Below are 10,159 nucleotides of genomic sequence, written 5' to 3'. Positions count from 1 at the left end.
TGGAGGCTTTGATTAAAGCCTGGAAGTTGACTAAACAAGTTTTAATTGTTTCCGCTATGGTATTAATTGATGACCATAAAAACCAGGATAAACTTGGTTATGGAGATGGCATAATTACAGCTCGTAATACTTTTCAAAAATATTATGAACAAGAAGAATTAAAGTCTTATATTGACCAAGTTTTGAATGTAGATTCTATACCTATAGATTTAGGTATTTTCTTTGTGTTTAAAGATGAAAAACAGGGGCAAAACTTTCGAGCATCTCGATTAAAAACTCGTTTATCTACACCTAGAATTAACTCCAAAAATCAGAAGTTTGTAGATTATGAAGAACAGCTTATACCTCTGATGAATTTTATGAGCGATCGCGGTCGTCTTCCGGTCAGAGGAGAAATTGCTGAAGAGGCAGATTTAATTGCAGAATTTGGTAGTTTTCGTCGTGCCTTTCGAGTAATTATGCAAGCTACAAACTCTGTAGAATGGGACCAGATAACTGATAAACGTCGCCAAGATTTATTAGTATATTTAGCCTTGAGTAAATTTGGCAACCGTCCTAAATTTTCCCAATTAGCAGAAGTAGTCAGAAATGATATTAAAGCTTTATTTGGTAGTTATAACCAAGCCTGTATATTAGCAGATTTAATGTTATTTAGTTTAGGTGATTCTGAATTAATTAGTAAATGTTGTAAAAATAGTTCTATTGGTTATAAATTTTCTAATTCTCTGTTAGTTCATGTTTCTGTTGTAGCAAAACTCGATCCGTTATTACGACTTTATGAAGGTTGTGCTAATCGTACAATTGGTAGATTAAATGAGGCAACTATCATTAAATTTCATACAAAACTACCGATAATATCCTATTTATTTTATCCAGACTTTGACACAGAAGCTCACCCAGTTTTGCATACAAGTATGCACATTAATTTACGAGATTTAAGTGTTAGTTATCAGAGCTATACAAATGAATATAATCCGCCAATTTTACATAGAAAAGATGCTTTAGTAACACCAGATTATCCAGACTATGAAAAATTTGCTAAACTCACACAACAAGAAGAAGATAGAGGACTATTAAATGATTTGAAAAGTATTCAAAACCGAATTAATTGGCTCAAATGTTTAGAAGAAAATTGTACAGAAATTAAAGGTCATCGTGTTTATTGGCAAACTAATGTTGACCCTTATCGCTTAAAAATATTAAAATCTGCTCATGCTACTAGAAAACGAGAAAGAAAAAAACAACTAAATCAGGAATGAATAAGCTATTGACTGAAGATGTTTTATAGACATCTCCGAAAAAGAATAGACTTTTTGCAGAAGTAGGCAACAGGCAACAGGCAACAGGGAAGAAATTTATGAAAAAAGACACAAAAAATGATCCATAAGTGTAATTTCCACCAGATGTCTTATACCAATTTGAAAAAAGAGTGTTACGAATAGTAAGACCGAGAAAAAGACTTTATAGGAGATGTCCCTTTGACAAAGCGGTCGTTAGCGTAGCTTCCCGTAGGGTGGGATGGCGATCTTCGGAGCGGGTCTGCAAGAACGGGTCTCCTCGCCATATCCAATCGACCAAGAGAGCGGTGCGACCCCGCGACGACGCCAGTCGCACCTGGTAGCGCACCAAGAGAAAAAGATAATTTATGCCCTAAAAAATGGTATTAAAGTCATTCATTTTAACTCCTGAGGAGTGACTCCTGAGTCCTAAGAAATACCCTAGATATTTGTAGCAAACATTTATCAATTTGGTATTACATCGCGCTACGCATTAAGGTGTTTGACATGAATAGAAGCAGCAAACCCTTTTGTATTTCCCTGTTGCCTATTGCCTGTTGCCTTGCGCGTAGCGCTATAGTTTAAAATAGCTAAGAATAAGTCAACTATAACCAGAAACCAATGAATAAATTATTTGAAAAAATAAATACCCAAGTAACGATTTTAGGAAGTATTATTGCTATTCTTTGGATTGTACAAATTATTAATTCTGAATTTTTAGCAGGAAAATTGAACTATTATGGTGGAATTCATCCTCAAAGTTCTATAGGACTTAGTGGTATTTTTTTTGCTCCATTTCTGCATGGTAGTTATGCTCACTTAATGGCTAATATTGCCCCATTAATTATTCTCGGTTGGTTAATCATGTTACGGGGAGTAGGTGATTTTTTCTTTGTGAGTATCGTTACTATAATAGTTAGTGGTTTAGGTATTTGGTGTTTCGGTGCGCCTAATTCTATTCATATTGGTGCAAGTGGATTAATTTTTGGTTATTTCGGGTTTTTGCTACTCCGAAGTTTATTTGACTTCAGTATTTTATCAGTAATATTCGCCTTAACTGCTGGTTTCCTTTATAGTGGTTTAATCTGGGGTATTTTGCCTTCCGATCCTGATGTCTCTTGGGAAGCACACTTATTTGGTTTTTTGGGTGGGATATTCGCAGCTCAACTTTTAGGTAAACGTCGAAAAAATAGTTAAAGTAGAATTGGTAGGTATTGCATCAACAAAAGTGTGCAAATGATAATATAGTGCTTCATTGAGCTAACCACAACTACTTGTAAAAATTGATGAATTTTCATTGATTTATACTCCAAATCAAGTCAAAAGTCAAAATCATTGGTAAAAATTCCCCAATAAAATTGCCAATTAACCATAAAAAAATCAAAATTACTGGTAAAAATTCCCCAATAAAATTGCTAACTAACCATAAAAAAAGTCAAAAGTTAAAAGTTAAAAGTCAAAATTACTGGTGTACATTCCCGGCATAAAACACATAAATAATAAACCAATCTCCGGCACAATACCACCGAAATGTTTCAGAGTAAAAGCATGACCTAATTCATGGAGAAAAATCACCAACATAGTCGCAAAACCTAATACAATTTCTCCATGAAGTTGCACTTAATATGAGGAAAAGTTAAGGGTATTGGAAGAGGCGATCGCTCGGACGGAAAAGGAAGTTGCTGATGCTCGGACGAAGTTGCAATATCAGCTTGTGGTTCCGGATACGTTGGTTGCTCAGACTGATGCGGTGAAGGCTGAAATTGCTGATTTGGAGGCGAAGATTCAACAGTATCGTCAGCAGTCTGATGTTTTGAAGGCACAAGCTGATGATTATTATGCCCAAGCTAACCAGTATCGCCAACAGCAGCAACATCATACTAATATTGCTAATAACGCTTGGATAACGCGCAAAGGTCGTAGTGGACGATGGTATAATGTACAACTACCAGAAATTCATTTGAGAAATTGAAAAAATGCAGATCTCATCTCCCATCGATCAACTCACTGAAAAAGCAAAACAGGTACTCAATGAAATTACCTATCTCACCTTAGCAACAGTAGATAAAGAAGGACACCCTTGGAACTCACCTGTCTATTATGGTTTTGATGAAGATTACACATTTTATTGGTCATCATGGATAGAAAATCAGCACTCTCAAAATATTATTAATAATGGGCAGGTTTTTGCAGTTGTTTATGATTCAACAGCATTGAGTGGAGAGGGATTTGGTGTTTATTTCAAAGGTATAGCTGAAGTTATTGAGGCAGAAAACGAAATATTCAATAAAGCTATTGATAGTATCTACACAAAAAGTGGCAAACCAAAAAGAGACAAAAAATATTTTCTTGACTCAGGACCACGACGTTTATTTCGGTTTATGCCAAAAACTATTTGGGTTAATGTTAAAGAACCTTACGAGGATTATTTTCTTGATAAAAGAGTAGATATTACTCAAGAAATAAAGCAATAAAAAAAGCCCGTATTGCAGGCTTTTTGTAAATCTCAAAAAAAGGCACTACAGCAGTTTTCAGGTCAATAAATCACATTAAAAAAACGAAAACCCTGTAGAGACGTTGCATGCAACGTCCCTACCTTGTGGTTTACTCAAATGAAACCTGCTATAATTCACTATTCTAATACCTCAAAAGATTCAACTTCCAACACTGGACCAATCATTGCTAAAGTCATCACATCATCTCGGATCGTACCTGTAATGCTTACCTTCAGGTCAGACTTACATAGCTCAGTAGGAGCATCCTTCAACTCATAAGTTTCACCATTCTCAGTTACTAATGCCCAAGTGCCAGTACCAAAACCTTTCTTTTCCACAGTACCAGTTACCGTAATACTACTCATGCTAATTTGTCCTCTGTTCTAATTGCCAAACGTGCTAAACCTAAGCACAAAAACGCATTCACAACTAGGAAAATTTGAGCAGCAAAACCAGAACCTAATCCCCAAACTGCTGGATCGACAACTGCATTCACAGCCAAACAACTAGCAACACCAATAGTAGTACCGATCGCTAACCACTTCCATTGCTGATTTCCTAATAACAATACAATTAACAATGCTGGAATCAACACACTAGCAAAAATGGGATTCAAAATGCCACTACCTTGAATAGCTCCACCGACTTCAGGTAGGGAACTACCCATCACACGCATCGGCCATTGTGGTAAGTCGAAAACATAGAAACCACGGAGGAAAAATAACCCACTGCTACCAGCAACTAATCCTGTATGGAGAGGGAAACTCCAACTGAAAGGGAAATAATTCCGCAGAAACCAAGCTAATATATAAGACCCCAAGACCATTGCCAACTTCGGTAACAATGCCACAGCACCACCATCAAGCCAAAAACCAGGACTGAGATACCCATTATCATGCAACCACCGGAAGAAGTCGCGGAAAGTGATTTGACCTCTTATTGCCAACTTAACTGCCGCTGCTGCATCCAACTGACCTGCTCCAAAATGATTCAGTGGGTCTTCCTTAACAACTCTGGCAGATTTTTTGAGAATGTTGGCAATTTCCTCTGGGTCTTCAATACCACTAGCTTTGACTAATGCTGCCACACCCGCAACATGGGGAGATGCCATGCTTGTTCCTTGGAAGGAAGCAAATACACTCTTGCCATTTTCTGGGTTAATGGTTTCTTGCAAAATACCACCAGCTTCATTTTTACCAGAAGTGGAACCGCCAGGAGCAGAAATATCAACTCCTGCACCAAAATTAGAATAGGAAGCTTTTTCTCCAGTTGGGTCAGTGGCAGAGACACCGATAACATGGGGATAACGAGCGGGATAACTTGCTGAATTTTGCCCAGCGTTGCCCGCAGCAGCAATAATAACTACGCCTTTACTATGAGCATAGTTAATAGCTTCCTTCATTATTTGGCTTTCACCGCCACCACCAAGACTCATATTGATGATATCTGCACCATTGTCAGCAGCAAATTTGATAGATTCGGCAATATCGGAAACTGTACCACCGCCACTAGCAGATAATACTTTTAAGGGCATGATGCTAGCTTCATAGGCGATACCTGCTACGCCATATTCGTTATTGGTAGATTGGGCAATAGTCCCTGCAACGTGACTGCCGTGACCATTATCGTCGGTGGCTAAAGTCCGGTCGTTGACAAAATCGTAGCCAGCAACGAATTTAGTTTTTTCCAGGTCAGGAACTCTGGTGACTCCTGTATCAATTACCGCTACAGTTACGCCGTCGCCTTTCGTCTCATTCCATGCTTCCTCCACGTTGATGCTGCGGAGGTTCCATTGTTTCCCATACATAGGGTCGTTGGGAACGCCGTTCCCGCCTTCAAAGATGATGGCATTGGCGCTATAAACATAGTTTGGTTCTATGTATTCAGTATATTTGTTTAGAGAGTTTTTTAGTTCTTTGAGAAGTTGGCGATCGCCCTTGACAATATACACATTATCTGATAATGAAAATTCACTATTTAGACGAGGAGTGACTTGGTATTCATCGGAGATTGTCTTAATTTCATCGACAATTTTAGTAACTCCGATATCTTCACGGAAGTCTAACACAATTGAGTCATAGACTCCTTTATTGGCCAAACCTGTAAAGTTAGATAAGGCCCAACCAAGCCCAATTAAAAATAAGCAGACAAACAGAAATTTTTTCATTGTTTGAGAATCTACTATGAACTAAGGACTTTTTTACTACGATAGCTCAGAGTTGACAATATTGGACGGATAATATTATGGCGTTTCACAGAAGGTGTAGCAAGGAGGTTCATCCAAATATCTTAATTCATAGCTTGATTCACCAACACCAATAATGGGGTTGCATATTTGCAGGATGAATTATAGTTTTAGAGAAAGACGAAGTATAAAGACGGGATTTACCTTTTATGCAAAGATTTATCCCTTGGTTCAGCAACGTCGCCTTTTCGCAAAACTAGACAAAACTAAAAAATCTTATCAAGTAGACAAATCACCAAAAATGCTAATCCCTGTTCGAGCCAGGAGGATAAGTATATAGCTGAAGAATTTGATGTTTGTCAAAGTGTCAACATAGTCTAAATTAATTTTGGTAAAGGGGCTTATTAATCTTTTTTCATAGCTTGATTCACCAACACCACAATATTTACCTTTGGAAAACATAAAACTTATTGGATTGATCGACCCCTAGAGACTTAAACCCTACTTCAGTAATAAAAGCAGCAATGTTGCCACAAGTTGCTTGTTCAATCAAGTTTTTGACATCGTTAGCATATTTATCAGTGATATTATCATCGTCATGAGACCAATAACCGCGTTCAGGATCGGCATTGATAGCATGATGAATGCCAAAATTATGAGGAATGGGATATTTCCAGGTATTTTGTGAGGTTAACCCCATCGTTTGACCCGCCATGCCATGATAGCCATTACGAAGGGTAATAATATCAAAATTTTGAGTATAAACCCTGGCCATTAACATCGCCAAATCATTGGCTTCCGATCCAGAATTAACAAAATAGACCTTTGATAAATTACCAGGCATCTTATCCACTAACATCTTGGCATATTCTGCAATGGTAGGATGTAGATACAGTGTGCTGGAATGCTGCAATTTTCGGATTGTTCTTGTACTGCTTTGACAACAGAGGGATGACAATGACCTACACTAATAGTAGCGATTCCAGCAAAGGCATCTAAATACCGTTTTCCCGTCTCATCAAAAACATATTGCATCGAACCCTCAACAATCATAATGGGTTTTTGATAATAAGTGGAAACCACTGGGTTAATATATTCTCGTCTTAAATGAGCTACTTCTTGCAAAGAAGGGCCGTTATAGAGTTTTGGTTGATAATCGTATGAGGGAAGAGAGGGGATAATAGGTTGAGGTTTTTGATGAGTTGCCATAAACAATATGATTGTTAAATTTATTGATTTTGTACAGAAAGCAGCAGCATTATGTGTAACGGCTCCCATTCCAGCTCAAAGTACAGTAAGAGAAAAGGTTTACAAAAAAATAATGTCTAAATATGCCATAATGCACTGCTATGGTTAGTCTAAACTCCAGTTATTTAGTTTATTTCCAGAAATGTTCTAAAATTATAAGGCTGTTTTTTGTAAATATATCAATAATATGACGAATGGATAAGGTTATGAGTGCTGTCGCTGATTGTATTCTCCAGGCAGATTCTATTCTTTTCATTGCTGGAGCGGGTTTATCTGCAGACTCTGGGCTACCTACATATCGTGGTGTTGGTGCACTTTTTGAAGGTGTTCTCACTCAAGAAGGTATACCAATCGAAGAAGCAATGAGTAACAATATGTTACAAACTCGTCCTGAAGTAGCTTGGAAATATCTGTGGCAAATTGGAGAAGCTTGTTATAAAGCAAAATTCAATCGTGCTCATCAGGTAATTGCACAAATTGAGGCTTGGAAACCCAATACATGGGTATGGACTCTGAATGTAGACGGATTCGAGCGCGCTGCTGGAAGTAAAAACTTGATTGAAATACATGGACAACTCTCGGAACTATATTGTGTAGATTGTTCTTACAAGACAACTGCAGAAGAACTCCTCGCCGGATATAGTAAACCGATGGAGTTACCACCTATATGTCCAGCTTGTGGAGGATTAATTCGTCCTGATATGGAGTTATTTGGTGAAGATCATATGAGTTCTTCAGAAGAAACTTTCAAGATAGTAGAAAATATTTCCTTTGATCTGATTTTTTTGATCGGTATCTCCAGAGACTACCCATACATTACTAAACCTTTGTATAGAGCTAAGAGGTTAAACTTCCCCATAGTAGAAATTAATCCTGACTGGCTGGAGTTATTGGGCTTTAAGCGCTTCCAACGCACCTGACCTGACCCCCATTGATCCTCTCAGTCATGGGTGATCGATGGCTTATTTTGTGCTGAGAGTGTTACCCTAAAACCCCCTTTTTTGAACCACGCCAAATTATCGAATTTGTAGGGTTTCCGGAGAACGGTTTGTCAATATTTCGCAACCTGTATCTGTCAGAAGCGCTGTATTTGAAATGAAATAATCTCCTCGTCCTGTTTCCGTGAACCAGGAATGGAGGTGAAGAGCCATTCCAGCACGCAAAACTAAATCACCAGACCTACGAATTCCTGTGACGGCACTGCCACCTGTCCAGCTTGGAGGAAATCCAATACCGACCAGATACCCGCAGTGATGGCGATGGTAATCTCCGAGTCCAGCCTCTTCAGCAATGCCATGCCAGGCATCATAAACGTGTCCGACCGTGACCCCTGGTTGAATGGCATTGACGATGGATTGCATTCCTCGAATGGCCAACTCTGCGGCTTCCTCAGCTATAACAGGTGCTGATCCCACATAAACCAGGCGGCCCATGGGGGCCTGATACTTTCGATAGGCTGCGCCGATCTCGAGTAATACCGAATCGCCGTTTTCAAAAACATCCCCACGCCAGGTAGTGTGCTCGTCACCCGGCCTGCGTCGAGTAGAGCGAATAAACGGCCCAAATCCGGGATACTCACTACCTGCTAGTATCATGGCTCGATGACATTCCGCAGCCACTTCATAGTCACTGGCACCGGAATGCAACGCCTCAGTTGCGGCCAAAGTGCCAGAATCCGCCGCTATCGCTGCACGGCGAGTGTAATTCTGTTCCAAAGGCGACTGAACCATGCGCAATTCGTGTATCAGCGATGAGATGTCCGACCATTCAACACCCGGGAGTCCTTCTACTAGTTTTTCTGCAATATGTGCAGTCAGGAACAAGCTCTTTTTTTCGAGACCTAATCGTGCGCTTCCAAGACCTTCCTTTTTTATTATCGAGGCAAAAAACTCTCCCGAATCTTCTGTATCAGAATGACCTGCGAATCGAGTATTTCGCACCTGTTTCGAAACAGTGGCTTCTTCGATCGCTCGAGCTGCGATTGTGAGATCTCCGTTTAGAGGCACAATCAATACATGGCAAGCGAAGAAGCCCCAGTGATCGAGACCAGTTAAATAATAGATATTTTCCGGGATGGTTACGATCAAACCATCCAGTTGGCGTTCTAGCATATTGGTGCGAACTGCCTTGAGCCGGTTGGCAAGCTCTTCTTGTGGAAATGGTTCATGAGTAGTCAAGGGTTATGTCCTCCTTTGGTCTCGACAGCGTTAGCTAGATCCTAGCATATAACAATGAAGTTGAAGCGCACCGACACCTTGACCGTTGTTGGGCAGTTAACAGGCGGTTTCGGTTCCAACGAGTAGTTGGGATGGCTAACCTACGTTTAGTGTTCCCAACTGCTAACATATGTATTAGCCATATGGCTGTTATGGCTAATCAGATCTGACAGTTTGTTGTATGGAGCTAACAGGTTAAACTTACCCATAGTAGAAATTAATCCTGCTGAGACTGTACTTTCAGAAATAGCTGATTACCATATCAGATCTACGCACATGCTTCAGACATTCTCGCTCCTCTCAAATTTAGTCATGGCAGGAACAGCATAGGGACAAATGGCCTTTCACCCCAACTGACTTAATATCTACTCAGGCTTAGTTGCTGCTATATTTTTGTAATGATTTTTGGAATGGTTATTCATTGTAATGCTGATTACCATATCATATCTACTCAAATTTAGTCATGGCAAGAACGTAGGGGCGAATGGCCATTCACCCCAACTGACTTAATATCTACTCAGGTTTAGTTGCTGTTATAAAAACCATGAGATCGTTAAATTTCAACACTGACTTATCCTGATATTTTTCTTCGATTTCCTTTAAACCTGCTGCCAATTCAGTATCATTAAATGTAGAAAGCATAGACATATAACGATTTTCTACCATTTCAAAATACTGATTTTTTGGCACTTCTAAAGGGTATTCAATCATATCCATATCAACAACAAAACCTACTTG

9 protein-coding genes and 2 pseudogenes are annotated in these 10,159 nt (G+C 39.2%); 5 read left to right on the top strand and 6 right to left on the bottom strand.

Annotation, left to right across the window (positions count from 1 at the left end):
• On the top strand, positions 1 to 1,259 hold a 1,259-nt coding region (locus F6K13_RS05875), incomplete at its 5' end, for a DNA phosphorothioation-associated putative methyltransferase (RefSeq protein WP_287287019.1).
• Positions 1,260 to 1,898: 639 nt separating this feature from the next.
• Complete coding sequence (locus tag F6K13_RS05870; protein WP_124144768.1) at positions 1,899 to 2,474, top strand: rhomboid family intramembrane serine protease; 576 nt, start codon at positions 1,899 to 1,901, stop codon at positions 2,472 to 2,474.
• A 252-nt stretch (positions 2,475 to 2,726) separates the two neighbouring features.
• Here F6K13_RS05870 and F6K13_RS05865 read toward each other — a convergent pair whose 3' ends face one another.
• Positions 2,727 to 2,897 (bottom strand): hypothetical protein, encoded by a 171-nt coding sequence (locus tag F6K13_RS05865; RefSeq protein ID WP_161564493.1) that lies wholly within the window; start codon positions 2,895 to 2,897, stop codon positions 2,727 to 2,729.
• Between the two features lie 25 nt (positions 2,898 to 2,922).
• Here F6K13_RS05865 and F6K13_RS05860 point away from each other — a divergent pair, with 25 nt between their 5' ends.
• A complete protein-coding gene (locus F6K13_RS05860; RefSeq protein ID WP_124144767.1) occupies positions 2,923 to 3,249 on the top strand; it encodes a hypothetical protein in 327 nt (108 codons plus the stop codon).
• A gap of 4 nt (positions 3,250 to 3,253) precedes the next feature.
• Positions 3,254 to 3,751 (top strand): pyridoxamine 5'-phosphate oxidase family protein, encoded by a 498-nt coding sequence (locus F6K13_RS05855; protein WP_124144766.1) that lies wholly within the window; start codon positions 3,254 to 3,256, stop codon positions 3,749 to 3,751.
• A gap of 158 nt (positions 3,752 to 3,909) precedes the next feature.
• Here F6K13_RS05855 and F6K13_RS05850 read toward each other — a convergent pair whose 3' ends face one another.
• The 3 genes and pseudogenes from F6K13_RS05850 to F6K13_RS05840 all read right to left on the bottom strand — a co-directional run bounded on the left by F6K13_RS05850 (position 3,910) and on the right by F6K13_RS05840 (position 6,992).
• On the bottom strand, positions 3,910 to 4,137 hold the full coding sequence (locus tag F6K13_RS05850; protein ID WP_124144765.1) for a hypothetical protein: 228 nt from the start codon (positions 4,135 to 4,137) through the stop codon (positions 3,910 to 3,912).
• A complete protein-coding gene (locus F6K13_RS05845; protein WP_124144764.1) occupies positions 4,134 to 5,939 on the bottom strand; it encodes a S8 family peptidase in 1,806 nt (601 codons plus the stop codon). Before F6K13_RS05845 ends, F6K13_RS05850 begins: the two co-directional genes overlap by 4 nt.
• Positions 5,940 to 6,402: 463 nt before the next feature.
• Positions 6,403 to 6,992, bottom strand: a pseudogene (locus F6K13_RS05840) (aminotransferase class III-fold pyridoxal phosphate-dependent enzyme).
• Positions 6,993 to 7,411: 419 nt separating this feature from the next.
• Here F6K13_RS05840 and F6K13_RS05835 point away from each other — a divergent pair.
• Positions 7,412 to 8,125 carry a Sir2 family NAD-dependent protein deacetylase gene (locus F6K13_RS05835; protein ID WP_240038931.1) on the top strand — a complete coding sequence of 238 codons (714 nt, stop codon included), beginning with the start codon at positions 7,412 to 7,414 and terminating at the stop codon, positions 8,123 to 8,125.
• A 96-nt stretch (positions 8,126 to 8,221) separates the two neighbouring features.
• Here the strand turns inward: F6K13_RS05835 and F6K13_RS05830 are convergent, their stop codons facing one another.
• Together F6K13_RS05830 and F6K13_RS05825 are read right to left on the bottom strand one after the other, a co-directional pair.
• On the bottom strand, positions 8,222 to 9,382 hold the full coding sequence (locus tag F6K13_RS05830; protein ID WP_124144760.1) for a Xaa-Pro peptidase family protein: 1,161 nt from the start codon (positions 9,380 to 9,382) through the stop codon (positions 8,222 to 8,224).
• Positions 9,383 to 9,934: 552 nt separating this feature from the next.
• Positions 9,935 to 10,159: pseudogene (locus F6K13_RS05825) on the bottom strand (SAM-dependent methyltransferase); the annotation flags it as partial.

It is taken from the genome of Okeania sp. SIO2B9, from assembly GCF_010672505.1.
Lineage (GTDB): Bacteria > Cyanobacteriota > Cyanobacteriia > Cyanobacteriales > Microcoleaceae > Okeania > Okeania hirsuta.
Note: the sequence above shows the minus strand (reverse complement) of the source record. Positions and strands in the feature narration are given on the sequence as shown.

Excerpts from the sequence above, each read along its gene's own strand:
- F6K13_RS05870 (WP_124144768.1), top strand. The coding sequence starts at position 1,899 with ATGAATAAATTATTTGAAAAAATAAATACCCAAGTAACGATTTTAGGA.
- F6K13_RS05855 (WP_124144766.1), top strand. The coding sequence starts at position 3,254 with ATGCAGATCTCATCTCCCATCGATCAACTCACTGAAAAAGCAAAACAG.
- F6K13_RS05850 (WP_124144765.1), bottom strand. The coding sequence starts at position 4,137 with ATGAGTAGTATTACGGTAACTGGTACTGTGGAAAAGAAAGGTTTTGGT.
- F6K13_RS05845 (WP_124144764.1), bottom strand. The coding sequence starts at position 5,939 with ATGAAAAAATTTCTGTTTGTCTGCTTATTTTTAATTGGGCTTGGTTGG.
- F6K13_RS05835 (WP_240038931.1), top strand. The coding sequence starts at position 7,412 with ATGAGTGCTGTCGCTGATTGTATTCTCCAGGCAGATTCTATTCTTTTC.